Origin of the sequence: Aureimonas glaciei, from assembly GCF_014643375.1 — a bacterium.
Lineage (GTDB): Bacteria > Pseudomonadota > Alphaproteobacteria > Rhizobiales > Rhizobiaceae > Plantimonas > Plantimonas glaciei.
The window spans coordinates 441,531-460,373 of record NZ_BMJJ01000002.1 but is presented as its reverse complement, the minus strand read 5'-3'; the positions used below and the strand labels follow the sequence as shown (position 1 = coordinate 460,373).

Below are 18,843 nucleotides of genomic sequence, written 5' to 3'. Positions count from 1 at the left end.
GCGGCTCACGGCCCGCCGGCGACGGACCCGATAACCACCATCACGAGATCGTCCAGATCGACCGGCCCATTGATGGTCACCAAATCGTCTGTCGTCTGTACCGTGAGCGCCGCGTTGCTATTCTCCGACTGGCGCTTCAGCTCGTCGATGATGACTTCCCGGATGATGTCCGACATGCTTTCCGTGCTCACCGCGAGGCTCCTTCAATTTCATCGTCGGGATAGCGCAAGCCACCAGCCGAAGTCTCATCGATCTCGTCATTCGACATCTCGCTTGATGGGTCGGCCGCACCCTGTCCGGACGACTGATCGTATCGGGTCACCGACTGCTCGGCCGAGTCCATGCTCTGGCCGGCGGGAAGACCACGTGCGTCTTCGTTGCGGTCTGTCGGGCCGAGCCCATCATCACCGGTATTCGGCGCACTGAAGCGCGCCATATCGACCAGATCATTGTCTAATCCGCTGAATTCGGCAGAGACGATTTTGTCGTCGCGGTTCTCGTGGCCGGTGCTGTTCGCGTGCTTGTCCGGCAGAGCATTCGTCTGGATCTGGTGCTGTCGTAGCTTCTCACCGCCGAAGCGGCCCATCCCGTCGTCAGTTTCTTCCGGCATTTCCGCCTCCTCACATCCGCCAGAGCTTAAGGTTCAGCGTCCGGCGTAAGTTCCGACCCGTGATCTCAACGATGTCGACCGCGAGAGGAGCCCGGATGCCAAAGCGCCCGATGCGGCAGTATCGCCGAGCCTGCGAGGCCGCGCCAACTGCCAACGCATCTTGCGATGGCTGCCTAAGGTTTCTTGAACGCGTCACGCCACCCGAAAAGTTTCCTTCAGCGGCACCAGACCCACGACGTCACCTGCCTCGTCCACAATTTCAATCTCCTGCCCATCGACGATCTCGCCCAACTTGACCTTCTCGGCCAGCATTTCCCGCGCCGATCTGACGGCTTCGGCATGTGCGGCCTCGACATCAGGGAACTCCTGTCCCTCGACGTCCGCGAGAAGCAATTCCCCATCTCGGATGTGCAAGTAGAATATCGACAACCCGTGACCTCCCGATCGCAGTGCAACACGACCCGTCCCATTCTGCACTCGGCTGGAGCACCCCGTCCGCCTTCGCCGCCACCTTCCATCTACGACGGGCGCCGACACCGCGCCTCGGCAAGGGCCCCGACGCCCGTCGCTCAACCCGCAAACGAACTCACGACTGGGTAAAATCAGGGGCAACGCCAGAAGCGGATAAGGAATTAGGAGTTCCCCGAGGCACTTTCTCCTTGCGTAGTGAGGGCGTCCAGCACGGCCTCAGGCGCCACGTCGTTCATTGTTTCCTCGATCTCGTCATCGACCTCGGTCCTGATGCCCAGATGGTCGCGCAGGGCCGCAACCATTTCCGTCAGCTTGGTGAGCTCGTGCTCGGCAAGAAGGCTGATCTGAAGGTCGAGATCCGCACGCTTATCCTGCGCCTTCGCCGTCCGGTTCTGACTGATCAGAACGAAGGTCGACAGAAAGATCGCCTCGACAGACGCCACCATCGCCAGAACCACGAACGACGGATCAAAGGGCTGAATAATCGGCAGAAGGCCGAGATTGATCAGGATCCAGGAGCCATAGAGGACGAGGTGCAGGTACACGAACCGCATGCTGCCGGTGAACGAGGTGATGGCATTGGCGACTTTTTCTTCGCGGCTGGCGGAAGCCGCTTCTTTGTCGCGCCGGTCCCTCAGGATCTCGATGTTGCGCTTGAGGGAGGCGGACAATCCTTCGGAGCCGGGCTTGGGTACGGTGGGGGTCGGCACTTGAGTGGCTCTTCTGTTCGGGGCCCGGATCAGGTCGCGTCGCCTAGGCAGGGGCTGAAGCGAGGACGATAGAAGCTATGGATTATTGCCGTTGCCCGTCTTGGCGAAGAGTCCCACCCGCGATGCATACGATATGCCGACGATGGTGAGGTCTGGCATATGTCACGTGGTTTGAAGCGGGCACTTTAATCATTCCGTCTCCCCACCATGTCTCGCCAGACGCGCCACTTGACGCTTGCCCGTCCTAGTAAGTTGGTGCAGGCCAGGCCGGAATCCGCGCAGAAAATTTTACCCGCCGCCAGATGTAGTTTCCACGGCTTCTCCGTCCGGCTTCTGCTCGACGCCGTAGATCCCGAACCAATCGGTAAAAAGACCGTAGACCAGTAAAGCCGCCACGATAGCGCCGACTATAAGGGACACGGCCACTGTTCTATCACGCTTGCTGAGGCTCATGCTCTATCCCACTGACAAGACGAAAAAATTCAACAATTGAACAGGTTAGGATGAGCTGAGTTCCAGGATTTCTGCGTGGTTAGCTGATGTTTCGAACCTGCATCGCTCACCCCCTGCACCACGGCACGGATCACATCGCGTAGTGGACGAGGCCGCTGCTGAGAAATTCCTGGATCAGGCTGCCGTTTCCCTGCAACAGAACGATCGGCTCGCCCGAGCCGAACGCAGCATTATGAAGCCGAACGCCGTCGACCGTGAGGAAGCGGCCGGTCGGCTCGACCTGCCGCCTCGCCTGTGCCGTTCGAAACGTGACCGCTCCCGCGGTCAAGGCGATCAGTCCGACGCCGAGGGCGACGAGATTTCTGCGCATGGATTTTACTGGGTTACCCCCGCGGGGAACGGCACTTATTCAAGGGACATCACAGCGCAGCTCAGTCGAGCAGAGCTCACACCAGCGTCGGTATCGTCTCGACGGCGTAATGCCGCTGGCCGCGACGACAAAGATAGACCTCGCGCTCCGGACTTGCCTCGATGGAAAAGCCCGCACTTCGCAGCATCGCCTGCACCGCCGACTGGTTGGGAATGAACCAGTTGGTCGGATCGGACGCATACCGCTCTTCGACGAAAAAGAGCTTCGGAAAATCGGGGCGGTCGAAAATCGACCATTCGCCGAAGTCGTAGTTCTCTTCGAGCTCGGGGACGCGTTCGTCTCCGCGCTGCAAGCACTGAAACAGCATCTGATCCTTGACCACGTGTTCGTGGAGGAGATCGAGCGCCAGGAGGGGGTGCCTGAGATGGTAGAGCACGCCCATGAAGATCACGAGATCAAACTTCTCCTGAAGCTTCGCGACCTCGTAGACCGACATCTGTCGAAATTCGATGTCGAGGCCGGACTGCTCTGCCGCAAATCGTGCCTGGCGCAGATAGTGAGGATCGGAATCGATCCCGACGACGCGTCCGGCGTTCCGACGCTTCATCTCCAGGCTGTAGAAGCCGGCATTGCAGCCGACATCCAAAACGCTGCGCCCTTCGAGATCGTCCGGAATGATCTGCTTGAAGCCCTCCCATTTGAAACGGGGATAGTCCCCGAGAAAATGGTCGGGAGCGGTGCGAACGCCGTGGATGTCGAGATTGTGGAACCAGGGGCCGAGGTTGGCGATCTCTTGCCTCAGTTCTTCGCTCGTCAGATGTACGCCCATCCTCAGCTCCCGACGCATGTCTCGAGTTTGGACGCCGGCAGCCATGCCGGGGCGCGCGCCTCTTCCGGCGGGTTGCCGAGGCTGCCGGCAAACCAGTCGGCGGTGACGCGAAGACCCTCCGACAGGGGAACCTTCGGCTGCCATCCCAACAGGTTTCGGGCCTGAGAGATATCCGGGCGACGGCGAGTCGGATCGTCCTGCGGCAAGGGCCGATGAACGAGCTGCGACTGCGTCGGCACCATGTCCAGAACCATCGTCGCCAGTTCGTTGATCGTGAACTCACCGGGATTGCCGAGGTTGACCGGCCCGCCTGGATTCGGGTCGACGTTCATCAGCGCGATGAGGCCGGCGACGAGGTCGCTGACGAAGCAGAAGGATCGCGTCTGCTCGCCCGTGCCGTAGATCGTCAGCGGCTCGTTTGACAGCGCCTGGACCAGAAGGTTGGAGATGATGCGTCCGTCGTCGGGCTGCATGCGCGGGCCGTAGGTGTTGAAGATCCGGGCCACGCGTACGTCGGCCCGTCCGGCTCGCAGCATGTCGAAGCACAGCGCCTCGGCGGCGCGCTTGCCCTCGTCGTAGCAGGCACGCGGCCCGGTGCAGCTGACATTGCCGCGGTAGTCCTCGCGCTGCGGATGCTGGGCGGGATCGCCGTAGACCTCGCTGGTCGAGGCCTGGAGAAACGAAGCCCCGTGCTGCTCGGCCAGCGTCAGCAGATTGCATGTCCCTGCCACGCAGGTCATCATCGTGTGCACCGGATCGGCCTGATACTGCGGCGGCGAGGCGGCGCAGGCGAGGTTGTAGATCTGGTCCAGCGGCTCGTCGATCTGCTCCAGTTGGCAGATGTCCTTCTCGATCAGTCGGAAGCTCGGATGGTTCATCAACGGCTGGACGTTGGCTTCGGAGCCCGTGAGGTAACTGTCGACGCAGATGACGCGATCACCTCGCGCGAGCAAGGCATCGCAAAGATGCGACCCCACGAAGCCGGCCCCTCCGGCCAGAAGAACAGTCTTGCCGTTCCCGTTTCGAGCTCTCTGCAACATCCTGTCTACTCCTCAGGCTGAAATCCGTGGCTGCCCCGGCTGGTCGAGCGTCTCCGGCAAGTCCGCCAGGGCGGCCGCAAACCCGCGGGCCCGGGCGAGACCCGTATGCTCGTGAAGGACGATCGCCCTGGCGCTGTCCGCGAGCGCCAGCCGGGCGGGTTCATCGATGGCCGTCAGGGCTTCGACCACGTCATCGGTATCCCGGGCGATGACGAGCGCCCTGCCCTCCGGCAGCAATTCGTCGAGGCCGCGCCACGCGTCGCTGATGATGGGCGTTCGGCAGGCGGCCGCCTCGAACAGCCGCACGCTCGGCGACCAGCCGGCGGCGATCATGTCGGCCCGGGTGACGTTCAATGTGAAGCGCTGGCGGCTGTAGAAGCTCGCGTGCTCGGAGGGTGGCAGATGCTCGATCCGCGCGACATTGTCCGGCCAGGTGATGTCGGCGGGGTATTGCGGCCCGGCGACGACGAAACGCCGGTGCGGAAGGCGCCGCGCCGGCTCGATCAGCAGCCGCTCCAGCGTCGGCTGACGGTCGGGGCTGTAGGTGCCGAGATAGCCGAGATCCCAGACGAAGGGCTCGCCCGTATGCTCGTAACGGCTGGCGTCGACGGAGCAGTAGAGCGCCCGCGCAGTGCGTACGCCGAATTCCCGCTGGAGCCGGTCGAGGACCTCGCCGCCGGAAAAAGAGAAATAGGCGTCGAGCAACGGCATCTGGCGCCGGGCGATGTATTCCTCGTCGCCGCGGGCAAGCTTTGCCAGCGTGACGGGCGTATCGATGTCGTAGAAGCAGAGGCGCCGCACGCCGAGGTCCATCAGCCTGTCGATGACCTGGACTCCCTCCGGCACATAGGATCCGACGATGACGGCATCGGCAGCCTGAAGCCGCTCCGCGTGAGAGCCGATCATGCCGTCGACGTCGGAATAGTAGACCAGCCGGCAGAAGTCGGGATCGGGAAGATCGCGGTTGGCGGCGTACCAGGGAACGTCCCGCTCCAGGAACAGAACGCGGTGTCCGTTCGCCTCGAGCCCGCGGATCAGGGCCCGGTACGTCGTGGCGTGACCATTGCCCCACGACGAGGAAAGGGTGAGACCGACGATGACGATGTCGAGGGGGCTGGTCATTCCGCCAGCTCCCGGCGGCTTGCCGCATGACGGCTGAAGATGGCGTCGACCGTCTCGGCACGGGTGTCGTAGGTGTGTTCGGCCAGCACGCGCGCCAGCGCTTTTCGACCGATGGCGGCAGCCCGTTCCGCGCTCAAGCTTGCCAGGGCCTCCACCACGTCGCGGCCGTCGCGGGCGACGAGCACCTCCTCCCCCGGCTCCAGGAAGAGCTCGATGCCCTCCCAGTAGTCGGTGATGAGACAGGCGCCGGCGCCGGCCGCCTCGAACACGCGGGTGGCGGGAGACAGGCCGTTTTCCGCCATGCTGACACGGGAAATGTTGAGCACGGCCTTCGGCGTGACGTTGAAGGCATTGTGGTCACGGGTCGGGACGTGGCCGAGATAGGTCACGTTGGGCGACATGGGTTTGTCGTGCCATCCGGAGCCCCCCAGCAGAAACGTCTGCTGCGGCAGCCGGGCAGCCGGCTCTAGGAAGAACTGCTCGACGCGCGCCTCGCGGTCCGGAAGCCGGTTGCCGAGGAAACCCAGTTCAGCGGTGAAGCGATTATCTTTCGCGACGGGATGGTGCGTCTGCGGATCGAGACCATTGTAGATCGGGATGCAGTCCCGGGCGCCCATCCCGCGATAGGCATTCACCACCGGATCGCCGCCGCCATAGGTGAGCACCAGGTCCAGCCGCGCCAGCGCCGCGCGCAAGGGATGCCCCGCATCCGCGCGCATTTCGGCGAGCGTCGCCGGGGCATCGACATCCCAGAAGATTTTCAGGGCGTCCGACCGGGCGTGACGGAGCACTTCCTGCAAGAGCAGGGCATCCTCGAAGCCGACGCCGCTGGTCTTCACCACGACGTCGGCCGTCGCCGCCTCGGCCGTCACGGCTTTGAGGGCGTCGACGGTTCCCTCGTAGACCACGACCTTGCACCAGTCCGGCGGGTCGATGTCGCGGTTCGCCTGGCGGTCGTAGACGTCGGGCTCGTAGAAGGTGATGTCGTAGCCCTTCGCGGCCAAGGCGCGGAGCAGGCCCCGATAGTAGGTCGCCGCACCATTCCAGTAAGCCGAGAGGAGGCTGGAGCCGTAGAAGGCGATCTTCATTGCGCAGCCTCCGCAGTGGTGGACAGTTCGAGCACCCGCGCGCTGCCGCATTCCGTCAGGATGGTCAGAAGCTCGTCGACGCGGTGCCGGCAGGTGTGCCGGGCGCGGATGGTCTCGAGCCCGGCGGCAACCAGGTCGGCCGACAGCTGGGGATCAGCGAGCACGTCCTTCATCAGCCGGGTCATTTCCGCGCCATTGCGGGCAACCAGATAATCCTTGCCCGGTCGGAACAGGTTCTCGGCATCCTCCCAGGGAGCGGAGATGAGCGGGATGCCGCAGCTCAGCGCCTCGAAGACGCGGATGGTCGGAATGCCCGGCAGGTTCTCGACATAAGGGCGGCGGGGAATATGGACGGTCACCCGATGCTGCGCGAAGGCCATCGGCGCCCGCGCATTGGCGATCCAGCCGCGATACTCGATGCCGGCCTCGGCGAGCGCAGCCAAGGCGTGCTGGGGATAGCGCACCCCGCGCACCGTGGTCTTCAGTTGCAGCGCCTGGGAGGGGCGCACGAGGAATTCCAGGATTTCGGCCGACCGCTCGTCGTCACCCCAGTTGCCGATCCAGATCAGGTCGCCGCTCTTCTCGATGTCCGGAAGCGGCCGGAAGAGAGCGTCGTCCGCCGCCTCGTGCCACGTGTAGACCGTCTTTCCCCATCCGGCCTTGAGGTAGCGCTGCCGCAAGGTTTCGCCGAAGGCGAGAATGCCGTCGTAGTCTTCCAGCCGCAGCGCGGCGATGTCCCCCTCCGACGAAATGGCGCGATGGTGCGTGTCATGGAAGAAAAGCGAGAACGCGCCCCCGTTCGCCCGCGCCTTTCCGATCCGCTCGACGAGCGCCGGGTCCGTCCACTCGTGGACCACGACGACGTCGGCCTCCGCCACCGCGGCCTCGTGATCGAAGTCGGCGCCGTAGATGCGCGACATCAGCTGCGGGAACGTTGCATGGAAGTCCGCCAATGCTTCCGCGCCTTGATCCTCGATCAGGTTGGCACGGCTCCAGCTGTCTTCCGGCTCCAACGCCAGCACGTCGTGACCCCGCCGAACCAGATCCCGAATGACCCCACGCAGAAAATGCGCATTGCCGTGGTTCCAGTCGGAGATCAACGAGTGGGTGTAGAACAAGAATTTCATGCGGATTCCCTTGCCTCCATGGCCGGCACTGACGCGAGGAGTGACTGGTAGAGACGGCTGACGGCCCCTGCCTGTGCGGCCACGGTGAAGTCCAACGAGCGTTCTTGTGCCTTTTCACCCAGCGTCCGTCGGAGAACGGGGTCCTGCGTCAGCAGCTTGATCGCGCTGGCGAAGGCGTCGGGATCACTGGGATCGGCAAAGAGGGCGGCTTCGTCCCAGAGCTCGCGATAGGTGGGAATGTCGGCCAGCACGAGGGCGCTTGCCCCGCGCGCCGCCTCCAGCGCTACGAGACCGAAAGGCTCGTAGAGCGAGGGCGACACGACGATGGCCGCTTCGCGCATCAGGCGCATGGTCTCGGAATGGGACAGCGCCCCCCGGTGGTCGGCGTTGGCGAGCGGCAGATGCTGCCCGCCGGGCCCGCGATCGGCGCCGGCCATCAGGAGCGGCCAGCCGGAGCCGAGGGCCGCCTGGTCAAGGACGGCGCCGTTTTTTCCCTCGTCCCACCAACGCCCGGCGGCGAACACCCGGTCGACCTTCTCCACCGCCCTCGCGGGCACCTGCGTCGCATTGTGAATGACGCCAAGCCTGTCGATCGGCCCGTACACCTGCCTCGACAGTTCCGCATGGCTGCGGCTCGGCATCTGGACGGCATCGGCCCGATCGAAGCCCTGGCGGTTCAACTTCCACTGCCATTGCCAGGCGTCGGGAACCGGTGTTCCTCGGACAACGTGGAACCAGGTACAGACGCAAGAATGGGCGACCACCACGATCGGCATCGGCAAATCGAGCCCGGCAGCCTGCGAGGGAAGATTGAGGTGGACGAGGTCGACGCCCTTTCGAAGAGCCACGTCCGCCACTGCGTGCTGAACCCCTTTCAGCGCCGACTCGTCTTCCACCATCCAATCCAGAGGCTCGTCGCCGAGGATGAGTTCGCCGATTTCTCGCGCTTCAGCCAGCTGAGCTTCGCTCGGCTTCGGTCCCAGGCAATAGAACACCGTCTCGAATCCCAAAGGCTGCAGACCAGCAGCGAGATCCATCGCGTAGCGCCACACCCCTCCCACCGCATCGACGGTCATCAGGATGCGCCGAGGATGGGCTGCCTGCGGCTGCATCAGGCGGGTACCTTCAGCTTCCGCTCAGCCGGCGGGCGGCCACCGAACCGATGCTCGACCAGCCACTCCGCGAGATGCCGCAGCCCTTCGGTCCAAGCGACGCGCGGCTGCCAGTCCAGCCTGTCCGCCAGCTTGCGCGTATCGGCGACGAAATAGAGCTGGTCGCCCGCACGCCAGTCGCCGAAATCGGTATCGACGTGCCGGCCGGTGATCTTCTCGATCTCGCGCAGCACGGAGAGAACGCTCACCGCATTCCCCGCCCCGCCGCCAAGATTGAAGACCTGGCCCTTCACCTCGCCGATGTGGGCGAGGATGGAGCGATAGGCCGCGACGGTATCGTCGACGTGCAGGATGTCCCGGACCTGCTTGCCATCGCCGTAGATCGAGATCTTCTCTCCGGCGAGCGCCCGGATGAGAAAGTGCGCCACCCATCCCTGGTCTTCGGTGCCGAGCTGCCGCGGCCCATAGATGCAGCTCATGCGCAGCACGGCGGTCGGGAGGCCAAAAGACTTCGCGTAGTCCAGCACGTACTGGTCCGCCACGCCCTTGGAGCAGCCATAGGGGGTGCAGAAGTCCAGTGGGCGATCCTCGCCGATCCCATTCAGCCGCACCTCGGAAGCGCCTGGAATGTAGCGGTCGTCACTCTCGATCATCGCGATGTCGTCGAGCGAGCCATAGACCTTGTTCGTGCTGGCGAAGATGACCGGCGCGTTCCGCCCTGCCTGACGTACGGCCTCCAGCACGTTGAGCGTGCCGCGACCGTTGGTCTCGAAATCGTCCATCGGCTGCACGAGGCTGGTCGTCACGGCTGTCTGGGCGGCGAAGTGGAAGACGGCCTTGGCATCCTTGAAGGCCGCCTCGATGCCCCGCAGATCGCGCACGTCCGACAGAACCGGGTGGACGCGCTGCCCGTGGTTTTCCATCAGCCAAGCCAGGTTCTGGTCGACGCCGGGCCGGGCGAGGTTGTCGAGGATGATGACGTCTTCGCCGTCGCGCAGGTAGGAGTCGGCCACGTTCGAGCCGATGAAGCCGCTGCCGCCGGTGATGACGATAGGCGCCGTCCCTTTCGAGAGGTTTGGCGCCGCGAGCTTTGTCACCTCGCCGAGCCGCGCGGCTCCGCCTTCCATCAACAGCCGCGCCAGAAGTTTTGGCTGGCCGTCGTGGGTGACGGCGCCGAGATGGTAGTGCCGCGGATCGAACCACAGCCCCTCCTGAACGGGCACCGTGGGCGCGATGTCGGCCCAGGAGTACCAGTAGAGGCGGTCGGCCGGGACCGACAGCGCGGTCATGAAGCGTCGGGCCTGCTCGATCTCGTCGCTGCGCCAGGTGGAGTAGCCGGTTTCGGTGATCCAGATCTCGGACTGCGGATTATAGCGGTCGATGATCTTGCGCATTTCGCCAAGATGCATGTCCCACCCGCCCCAGGAGCCCTCCTCGCTGTCCCAGGTGCCGGGAAAGCCGTGAAATCCGACGGCGTCAACAACGGCGAGGACACCCCGTTCGCCCATCAGGTCGAGCCAGAGGGGATCAAAGGGGCTGGGGCCGCCAAGGACCGGCTTCCAGCCGCGCTGTTTCGCCCAATAGGCCGCGCCGCCGACCATCTCGCAGAAGAGCTGGAAGTCGCCGTCTTCGCGCCAGTCCCAGTCCAGGAGATTGTTCGGTTCGTTCCAGAGCTCGATGTGGCGGAAGTGCTTGCCGTAGCGCGTCAGCACATGGTCGACGAAATCGGCATAGGCCTTGAGATCGTGCGGCGCGCCGGACGCGCGTCCAGTGCGGGACAGCGACGGCGGCGTGTAGTGGACGCAGGGCAGGAGATCGATCTGCGTGCCGAGACGCGGGATCAGCCAATCGAACCAGGCCTCGCCCCCCGGGGCGAGGTACTCCGCCCATGAAAGGTGCGTCCGAAGGTGACTCGCACCACTGGCGATGATGTCGGGAAGAAGCTGCTCCGTGCGCTCGAACTCCCCGGGGCGAAACCATTCCACGAAGCCGTAGGCCTTGCCTGGTGCCGCCCGATCTGGAGGGACGGATGAGTTCATGAAATCAATCCTCGCTCTTCCAGCTGGCGCTTCATCTCGGCCCCTCGGTCGATGCCCCCGGTGCCCCGAACCCATTCCGCAAAGGGGCCAAGGGAGGTCTCGAGCCGCGCCTGAGGCTCGAAGCCGAGGAGATCGCGCGCCTTCGAGATGTCGGCGAAACAGTTGCGGATGTCGCCGGAGCGCGCCTTCCCCATGATCTCCGGGGCGATCTGCGGCACGCCCATGGCATCGGCCAGCAACATCGCAACCTCGGCGATGGTGTAGGCCTGCCCGCTGCCGACATTGATCGTGTGACCTGCCGCCTGCGGCTCTTCGAGCGCCAGACGGAAGGCCCGGGCGACGTCCTCGACATGAACGAAATCGCGGCGCTGCTGGCCGTCCTCGAAGATCAGAGGCGGCTGGTTGTTGGCGAGCCGGGATGCGAAGTTGGCCAACACCCCAGTATAGGGGTTCGACAGCGCCTGGCCGGCACCGAACACGTTGAAAAGCCGAAGCGCCACGGCATCGACGCCGTAGGCCTCGCCGAAGATCAACACCTGCTTTTCCTGCGAATACTTGGTGAGCGCGTAGATGGACGCGAGGTCGACGGGCTTCTCCTCGTCCGTCGCCACCGGCACGAGCGCCTCGCCTGTCGGGGAGACGAGATCCCAGACCCCCTTCTTGATCCGGTCGGGGCTGCGACGGACGACGCCCGCCAGCTTGGCGCCGCTTTCAGACCTGTAACGCCCCTCGCCGTACACGCTCATCGAGGACGCAACGACGATCCGCCGGATCGGCTTGCCGATCATGGCTTCGAGGAGGACCGCGGTGCCTAGGTCGTTGCCGCCGACATAGCGGGCGATTTCGTACATGGACTGACCGACGCCGACCTCGGCCGCCAGATGGATGACGCCATCGACACCGACCAGCGCCTCCTCGACCGCCGCCTTGTCCCTGACGTCACCGCGGAGGACTGTCGCCGCTTCTGGCACGGATGCCTCCGCGTCTCCGTGGACCTGGTCGATCAGCGCGTCGAGAATGAGGACTGAATATCCATGCTGCAGGAGCTCTTCCGCGACATGGCGGCCGATGAAGCCGCATCCTCCGGTCACAAGAATCGTTGCCATGAGGCCCCCATCGCTGATGGTCTAAAACACATGCTGACCTTCGAACTTGACGGCCGGCGGATGGTTCCTTCATCTACGGCATCTTTGGTGACATCAATGACTTCATCAATGACATCCGGCTGGAAACGCGGAGGCGGCAAAATATATTCCATATGTCGACTAGACATTTTGCCGCTCGGGAACCGCGTTATGTAGGCGTTACAGGAGGTTTTCTCTTTGGTTACTGAGGCGGCTACAGAGATGCGAGCAGGGCCAGGAAATTAATTGGCCGCCTGCGTATGTCAGCGCCGGTTATAGTCGGTTCTCCCCAAGCGAATTGGATCGGTGGCTAAACTTCAATCCTTCGAACCTCATCGAACAGCCTTGATGAACTTCCTGCGGAACGCCTACAGGGGGCCGGAGTTCAAACCGAGATCGCGGGCACCATCACCTGCGGAGAGACAGTGACAACGCGGCGGTGTTCGCAGGCGATCATCCGGGCTGACGGCTGATGCACACCGATCGGGGCCGCTTCTGCCTTCGCCCTCCGGCCAGGCAGCGGCAGTCCGTGGAAGCGGCGCCGTCGGGGATGTCACAGCGGGCGTCATCGCGCGCGGAAATTTTCGCCATTGCCCATCACGACAGGAGACATCCATGGACCTATCCCCCAGCCCGGCGGCGCATGCCTATTCCGGTGTCGTCGTCTCCGGTCCCGGCAAGATCCTCCTTGCCCAGGCGGCGCTCCGGGAGCCTGTCGCGGGCGAGGTGCGGGTGCGCCTGGAAGGCTGCGGAGTCTGCGCCTCGAATCTGACCCCTTGGTCGGGGCCGGAATGGATGACGTTTCCGACCGAACCGGGGGGGCTCGGCCACGAGGGCTGGGGCCGTATCGACGCCGTTGGTCCCGGCGTCACGCGTTTCGCCGTCGGCGACCGTGTGGCTGCCCTGAGCTACCACGCCTATTCCAGCCACGACTTCGCGCCGCAGGAGAATGTCGTGCCGCTTCCTGCCGCCCTGGACGGTCAGCCTTTTCCGGGGGAACCGCTCGGCTGCGCCATGAACATCTTCCAGCGTTCGGACATCCGGCCCGGCCAAACCGTCGCCATCGTCGGCATCGGCTTTCTCGGCGCGCTGCTGACCCAACTCGCCGCAAAGGCCGGCGCGCGTGTCATCGGCGTATCACGACGCCCGGAATCGCTTGAGGTCGCCAGGCGCATGGGAGCGGCAGAGACGATCGCCATGGACGACCACTGGCGCATCATCGAGGAAGTCAGGACCCTGACCGATGGGCGGTTTTGCGAGCGGGTGATCGAAGCGGTCGGAATGCAGTGGCCCCTCGACCTGGCGGGGGAACTCGCTGCGGAGCGCGGGCGGCTGATCGTCGCCGGCTATCATCAGGACGGTCCGCGACAGGTGAACATGCAGATGTGGAACTGGAAGGGGCTCGACGTGATCAACGCTCATGAGCGTGATCCGGCCGTCTACGTCCAGGGCATCCGCGACGCCGTCGAGGCGATCGCGGAAGGCCGTCTCGATCCGTCTTCGCTCTACACGCATCGCTACCCGATGGACCAGCTGGACCAGGCGCTCAACGACACGCGCGACCGGCCCGGCAACTTCATCAAGGCGCTGGTATTGGCTCCATGACGAACACCCTCACGCAAGAGCAGACCCTGACCGACCAGAAGCCAAGGCTTGGCTTTCTCGGCGTCGGCTGGATCGGACGGCATCGGATGGAGGCCATGCTGGCCACCGGGCAGGTCTCGGCCGCCGCCATCGCCGATCCCTCCGCCGAAATGCTGCAGGCGGCCGCGCTGGTGGCCCCCCAAGCGAAGTGTGTGAGCAATCTGGACGAGCTTCTGGCGGAGGACCTCGATGGAATCGTCATCGCGACGCCCAGCGCTCAGCACGCGGAACAGTCGCTTCGCGCCCTTCAGGCAGGGGCGGCGGTCTTCTGCCAGAAGCCGCTGGGGCGCACGGCGGGGGAAGTCAGGGCCGTCGTCGACGCGGCGCGGGCAGCCGACCGTCTCCTCGGCGTCGACCTCTCCTACCGGGAGACGAAGGCGATGCAGGCGATCAGGGCCCTGCTGCAGTCGCAGCAGCTGGGAACGGTCATGGCTGTCGACCTGACCTTCCACAACGCCTACGGGCCGGACAAGCCGTGGTTTTACGACAAGACTCTCTCGGGCGGGGGGTGCGTGATCGACCTGGGGATCCACCTCGTCGATCTCGCGCTCTGGGCGCTCGACTTTCCGAAAGTGGTGGGCATCACCAGTCATTTGCTGGCCAAGGGTCAGCCGATCCGCAGCCGGACGGATGCGGTCGAGGATTTCGGCGTCGCAACACTCGAACTGGCCAGCGGGGCCGTCATCCGGCTCGCCTGTTCCTGGGGCCTTCACGCCGGCCGCGACTGCGTCATCGGCGCCAGCTTCTTCGGCACCGAGGGCGGTGCGGAAATGCGCAATGTCGGCGGCTCCTTCTACGACCTCAGCGCCGAGCGCTTTTCGGGAACCAGCAGCGAACGGCTCGTCGACCCGCCGGACGAATGGGGTGGACGCGCCGCCATCGGATGGGCGCGGCAGCTCAGCCAGAGCGCCAGGTTCGACCCTGCAGCGGAGCGTCTGATCGACGTGACGGAAATTATCGACCGCATCTACGAAACGGCGCGCCTGTAAGCCCGTTGCGGCTGATGGCGCCAGCGGTGGTGCTCGAAAATGGCACTGTGACTGCATTGCTGGACGAGGGACATGCCGAGGCGACGGTTCGATTGGCAGAAGGCGCAGACGTCTCCCCGGAGTGACCTGGTAATCAGGAGCAAGCTGCCGGGATGGGTGGTGCGCGCGCTCCGAGAGAACGGTATCAAGAGGATGAGCGTCCTCTCCACTCTTTCCGACCAGCAGCTGTCGCAGGTGCCTGGTCTCGGCACCCGCTCGATCGCGCTGATCCGCGAGGAACTGAAGCGGATGGGCGCCATGAAGAACCCGCCGCCCATCGATGGACGGTCGTGAGATTGCTTGTGTGGCCAGTCATGGTCGCGACTGTCGGTCCGCAGAGGACGGCCTTCGCCCTCAGGGATCACCCCGGGCGGAAGTGGGCTCTGAAATGTGCCGGCCGGCATGGCTGACGCGCGACATCAACCCGGCCATTTTCCAGGTCGCAGGAGCGGATTAATTTCGCAAGGCCGTGAACCGAGACCCCAGTGCCGAGCCGCAATCGGTGGCCGTGCGAAGAAGCGGCAAAGTAAGCCGGCGTCTGCGACCGATTCCGTGGCTTACGGGTTCTTGACGCTGTCGCCGAGATTCTTCAGCCAAACGTCCGCCCGGCCATCCGACGGCGCGCGCCAATCGCCGCGCGGGGAGAGACTGCCGCCGGCGGACACTTTCGGACCGTTCGGCATGGCTGTCCGCTTGAACTGGCTGGTCTGGAAGAAGCGGACGAGGAAACGCTCGAGCCAGAGCCGGATCGTATCCAGGTCGTATTGGTTCTTGGCCTCCGCCGGATAGCCCGCCGGCCATAACCCCGCCGCCGCGTCCTTCCAGGCCTCGTAGGCCAGATAGGCCACTTTCGACGGCGACTGGCCGTAGCGCATGGTGTGGAACAGGAAAAAGTCGTTGAGCTCGTAGGGGCCGACCTTGGACTGTGTGCTCTGGATGACGCCTTCGGCATCCGCGGGCACGAGTTCGGGCGAGATCTCCGTGCCGAGAATGTCGGTGAGGACCGCGCCCGTCGCCGCGTCGAACTGACCGGTCGAGACGGTCCAGCGAATGAGGTACTGGATCAGCGTCTTCGGCACGCCGGCGTTGACGCCGTAGTGACTCATCTGGTCGCCGACACCGTAGGTGCACCATCCCAGAGCCAGTTCCGACAGATCCCCGGTGCCGACGACGAAGCCGTTCCGCTGGTTCGCCAGGCGGAAGAGATAGTCGGCCGCAACCCGGCCTGCACGTTCTCGAAGGCAATATCGAAGATCGGCTCGCCGTTCGCGAAAGGATGGGCCATGTCCGCCAGCATCTGCCGGGCAGCCGGCCGGATGTCGATCTCTTCGCCGGTAATACCGAAGGCTTCCATCAGCCGCCAGGCGTTGGATTTGGTGGCGTCGCCAGTGGCAAAGCCCGGCATGGTGAAGCCGAGGATGGTCGTGCGCGGCAGGCCGAGAAGATCGCAGGCCTTGGCGGCGACGATCAGGGCGTGCGTCGAATCGAGGCCCCCGGAAATGCCGATGACCAACCGATCGCCCGGCGTCGACTCGAAGCGCCGGATCAGACCCGCCACCTGGATGTTGAAGGCTTCGAAGCAGTCCTCGTCCAGCCGCGACGGCTCGTCGGGCACATAGGGAAAGCGGCGGATGGGACGGATCAGTCCCCTCTCCGCGTAGTTCGGCTCATGCTGGAACAGGACGCGACGGAACGGCTCGCTCTTCTCCGGGCGGATCGCGGCATCGTGGAAGGTGGGCGTGCGCATGCGCTCGAGCCGGATGCGCTGGAGGTCGACGTCGGCATATACCAGCTGATCGGAGCGGGAGAATCGGACCGATTCCGCCAGGAGGTCGCCCATTTCGTAGATCATCCCCTGGCCGTCCCAGGCGAGGTCGTTGGTGCTCTCGCCCGCGCCGGCGGCCGAGTACGCGTAGGCAGCGAGGCAACGGGTGCTCTGGGAACGGCAGAGAAGATGACGGTCGTCGGACTTGCCGACGACGATGTTGGAGGCCGAGAGATTGCAGAGCAGCAACGCCCCGCCGAGCGCTCCTTCGGTCGAGGGCGGCGTCGGCGCCCAGATGTCCTCGCAGATCTCGGCGTGGAAGATGAAGTCTCGGAAATCGTCGGCCTCGAAGATCAGATCCGTCCCGAAGGGCACCGCCGTGCCGCCGAGCCGGATCGTCGACCCGGTCACCGCTCGGCCCGAGGCGAACCAGCGCTTTTCGTAGTATTCGCGGTAGTTCGGCAGGAATGTCTTGGGAACCACGCCGAGGATCTTTCCCCGCGACAGGACCACCGCGCAGTTGTAGAGAGCCGAGCCCCGCCGCAACGGAGCCCCGACCAGAAGGACGGGAGCCAGATCCCGGCTTGCCTCGGCGAGATCGACGACTGCCTGCTCGACGGCCTGGAGAAGCGCCTCCTGCAGGAACAGGTCGTCGATCGCATAGGCGGACAGCGAGAGTTCGGGGAAGACGACGATATCCACATCGCCCTCGGAAGCCTGCGCGGCGAGCTTCAGGATCGCTTCGCCGTTGCGGACGGGATCACCGACATGGACCCGCGGCGTCGCGACCGCGGTACGGATGAAGCCGTGTCCGTGCGAGGCCAGAAAGCTTCTCTCGCGCTCTAAATTCGTCATGCCCACTCCCGCTTCCGTCTCGTCGATGATTACTAAATCGAGCGGCGTCCGGATGTTCCCATCCAGCAGATTTCAGAATAGCCGAAGCCAGCTATCGACCGGGAACGCACGGAAGCCCTCGTTTCTTTTGAGACGAGGAGGCTCCCATGAATGATAAAAACCAGCTGATCTACGGACCGCTCGGGCCGAAATGCCTGCATCTGTGCGTCGACATGCAGAAGATGTTCGCCGAGGACACGCCATGGCACACCCCTTGGATGAAACGGGTGGTGCCCAACGTCACAAATGGGCGACCGAGAACGCCGAAAAGTTCGGCTTCGAGGTTCAGCGCTACGAGACTTTTCCCGACTCGGTCCAGGCCGTCATCACCCAGCGCGCCTTCGCGGCGATCAACGAGATCCCGACCGCCGCATATGCGGCCGGGAAGAATCCGGCCATCACGCTCGCCTTCGAGGACTATGACGGGCGCATGTTCGGCTATGCCTTTCGCTATGACAGCAAGGACTATCGCGACAAGGTCGAGAACGCGATCGAGTGCATGAAGACCGACGGCACGCTCTCGGCCCTCTACACCAAATGGTATGGCGGCGAGGTTCCGGCCGACAGTCCGCTCGTCACCGCCTATCCCGGCTACGGCGCTCCCGGCTTCAAGGGCCATGACGCGACCCCGCACACGCTGACCTGCAACTAGGACCAGCCTTCCCGCAGGGCCGCCATCGGTCGCCCTGCGGACGGTCCCGAGAGGCTCGGGCCGGCCCTCGCAACGCAAGAGAACGGCGAATGGACGAGCTTCGCGAGAACTACTTCAACCTGGAGATCATCGCCGGCGCGCTGCCCTCGGTGCTGGCGGGGTTTGCGACGACGGTCCAGGTGGCGCTGACGGTGATCGTCATCGGCGTCGCGATCGGGCTCGGCCTGGCGCTCCTCAGGCTGGTGGGCAACCGCTATGTCAACGGTCTCATCACCGCCTGGGTGGAGCTGTTCCGCACCCTGCCGCAGCTGGTGATCCTGATCTTCCTGTATTTCGCCCTGCCCTATGCCGGCATCCGCCTGTCGCCCTTCCTGGCGACGGCCCTGGCGCTCGGCGCGGTGCTGTCGGCCTTCTGCACCGAGATCTTTTCCGCCGCGATCATGGCCTTGCCCAAGGGCCAGTGGGAAGCGGCCCGCGCCCTCAGCCTCAGCCCGGGGCGCACCCTGCGGCTCGTCGTCCTGCCGCAGGCCCTGCGCCTGGCGACGCCGCTCGTCACCAACCGCGTCATCGCCGTGACCAAGGGCTCGGCCCTCGGCATTGCCGTCTCGCTGAACGACACGCTGGGCGCGGCGCAGAGCTACATGTCGATCACCGCCAATCCCTCGCCGCTGATGCTGGCCGCCGCCCTCTACCTCGCCTTCTTCATTCCCCTCGTCGTCTTGAGCCGCCTGCTCGAGCGGCGCATGCAGCCCTACTGAGGCGAGC

Annotated in this window: 19 protein-coding genes and 1 pseudogene; 5 read left to right on the top strand and 15 right to left on the bottom strand. The window is 64.5% G+C overall.

What is annotated here, in order from left to right; translation table 11 throughout:
* Positions 1 to 5 precede the first annotated feature (5 nt).
* From IEX88_RS06195 to IEX88_RS06130, 14 genes are all read right to left on the bottom strand, one after another.
* Entirely contained in the window at positions 6 to 191 is a 186-nt protein-coding gene (locus tag IEX88_RS06195; RefSeq protein ID WP_188849846.1) for a hypothetical protein, read from the bottom strand.
* Positions 188 to 610, bottom strand: a complete 423-nt coding sequence (locus IEX88_RS06190; RefSeq protein ID WP_188849695.1) for a hypothetical protein — start codon at positions 608 to 610, stop codon at positions 188 to 190. Before IEX88_RS06190 ends, IEX88_RS06195 begins: the two co-directional genes overlap by 4 nt.
* A gap of 192 nt (positions 611 to 802) precedes the next feature.
* A complete protein-coding gene (locus IEX88_RS06185) occupies positions 803 to 1,039 on the bottom strand; it encodes a DUF6894 family protein (RefSeq protein ID WP_188849694.1) in 237 nt (78 codons plus the stop codon).
* Between the two features lie 203 nt (positions 1,040 to 1,242).
* Positions 1,243 to 1,791, bottom strand: a complete 549-nt coding sequence (locus IEX88_RS06180) for a DUF1003 domain-containing protein (RefSeq protein WP_188849693.1) — start codon at positions 1,789 to 1,791, stop codon at positions 1,243 to 1,245.
* Positions 1,792 to 2,079: 288 nt separating this feature from the next.
* Positions 2,080 to 2,244: a hypothetical protein gene (locus IEX88_RS06175; RefSeq protein WP_188849692.1), complete on the bottom strand. Its 165-nt coding sequence runs from the start codon at positions 2,242 to 2,244 to the stop codon at positions 2,080 to 2,082.
* Between the two features lie 130 nt (positions 2,245 to 2,374).
* The gene (locus IEX88_RS06170; protein WP_188849691.1) at positions 2,375 to 2,614 is read right to left on the bottom strand and encodes a hypothetical protein; all 240 of its coding nucleotides are present in this window, start codon (positions 2,612 to 2,614) and stop codon (positions 2,375 to 2,377) included.
* 76 nt (positions 2,615 to 2,690) lie between these two features.
* Entirely contained in the window at positions 2,691 to 3,443 is a 753-nt protein-coding gene (locus IEX88_RS06165) for a TIGR04290 family methyltransferase (protein WP_188849835.1), read from the bottom strand.
* Positions 3,444 to 3,445: 2 nt separating this feature from the next.
* Positions 3,446 to 4,483: a UDP-glucuronic acid decarboxylase family protein gene (locus IEX88_RS06160; protein WP_188849690.1), complete on the bottom strand. Its 1,038-nt coding sequence runs from the start codon at positions 4,481 to 4,483 to the stop codon at positions 3,446 to 3,448.
* A gap of 12 nt (positions 4,484 to 4,495) precedes the next feature.
* Positions 4,496 to 5,605: a CgeB family protein gene (locus IEX88_RS06155; protein WP_188849689.1), complete on the bottom strand. Its 1,110-nt coding sequence runs from the start codon at positions 5,603 to 5,605 to the stop codon at positions 4,496 to 4,498.
* Positions 5,602 to 6,693, bottom strand: coding sequence for a CgeB family protein (locus IEX88_RS06150; RefSeq protein WP_188849688.1), 1,092 nt, complete (start codon positions 6,691 to 6,693; stop codon positions 5,602 to 5,604). The genes IEX88_RS06155 and IEX88_RS06150 overlap by 4 nt, the downstream gene beginning before the upstream one ends.
* Entirely contained in the window at positions 6,690 to 7,820 is a 1,131-nt protein-coding gene (locus IEX88_RS06145; RefSeq protein WP_188849687.1) for a CgeB family protein, read from the bottom strand. The genes IEX88_RS06150 and IEX88_RS06145 overlap by 4 nt, the downstream gene beginning before the upstream one ends.
* The gene (locus IEX88_RS06140) at positions 7,817 to 8,932 is read right to left on the bottom strand and encodes a glycosyltransferase family 4 protein (protein WP_244639873.1); all 1,116 of its coding nucleotides are present in this window, start codon (positions 8,930 to 8,932) and stop codon (positions 7,817 to 7,819) included. The genes IEX88_RS06145 and IEX88_RS06140 overlap by 4 nt, the downstream gene beginning before the upstream one ends.
* On the bottom strand, positions 8,932 to 10,971 hold the full coding sequence (locus IEX88_RS06135; protein WP_188849686.1) for a GDP-mannose 4,6-dehydratase: 2,040 nt from the start codon (positions 10,969 to 10,971) through the stop codon (positions 8,932 to 8,934). The genes IEX88_RS06140 and IEX88_RS06135 overlap by 1 nt, the downstream gene beginning before the upstream one ends.
* Entirely contained in the window at positions 10,968 to 12,077 is a 1,110-nt protein-coding gene (locus IEX88_RS06130; protein WP_188849685.1) for an NAD-dependent epimerase/dehydratase family protein, read from the bottom strand. Before IEX88_RS06130 ends, IEX88_RS06135 begins: the two co-directional genes overlap by 4 nt.
* Positions 12,078 to 12,710: 633 nt before the next feature.
* Between IEX88_RS06130 and IEX88_RS06125 the strand changes: the two genes are divergently transcribed.
* The 3 genes from IEX88_RS06125 (at position 12,711) to IEX88_RS06115 (ending at position 15,061) form a co-directional block, all read left to right on the top strand.
* Positions 12,711 to 13,700 (top strand): MDR/zinc-dependent alcohol dehydrogenase-like family protein, encoded by a 990-nt coding sequence (locus tag IEX88_RS06125; RefSeq protein ID WP_188849684.1) that lies wholly within the window; start codon positions 12,711 to 12,713, stop codon positions 13,698 to 13,700.
* Positions 13,697 to 14,728, top strand: a complete 1,032-nt coding sequence (locus IEX88_RS06120; protein WP_188849683.1) for a Gfo/Idh/MocA family protein — start codon at positions 13,697 to 13,699, stop codon at positions 14,726 to 14,728. Before IEX88_RS06125 ends, IEX88_RS06120 begins: the two co-directional genes overlap by 4 nt.
* 159 nt (positions 14,729 to 14,887) lie before the next feature.
* The gene (locus IEX88_RS06115) at positions 14,888 to 15,061 is read left to right on the top strand and encodes a hypothetical protein (protein ID WP_188849682.1); all 174 of its coding nucleotides are present in this window, start codon (positions 14,888 to 14,890) and stop codon (positions 15,059 to 15,061) included.
* A gap of 263 nt (positions 15,062 to 15,324) precedes the next feature.
* Here IEX88_RS06115 and IEX88_RS06110 read toward each other — a convergent pair.
* Positions 15,325 to 17,387, bottom strand: a pseudogene (locus IEX88_RS06110) (NAD(+) synthase).
* Between the two features lie 241 nt (positions 17,388 to 17,628).
* Here IEX88_RS06110 and IEX88_RS06105 point away from each other — a divergent pair.
* Together IEX88_RS06105 and IEX88_RS06100 are read left to right on the top strand one after the other, a co-directional pair.
* Positions 17,629 to 18,078 (top strand): type 2 periplasmic-binding domain-containing protein, encoded by a 450-nt coding sequence (locus IEX88_RS06105; RefSeq protein ID WP_188849681.1) that lies wholly within the window; start codon positions 17,629 to 17,631, stop codon positions 18,076 to 18,078.
* An 89-nt stretch (positions 18,079 to 18,167) separates the two neighbouring features.
* Positions 18,168 to 18,836 (top strand): amino acid ABC transporter permease, encoded by a 669-nt coding sequence (locus tag IEX88_RS06100; RefSeq protein WP_188849680.1) that lies wholly within the window; start codon positions 18,168 to 18,170, stop codon positions 18,834 to 18,836.
* Positions 18,837 to 18,843: the final 7 nt, after the last annotated feature.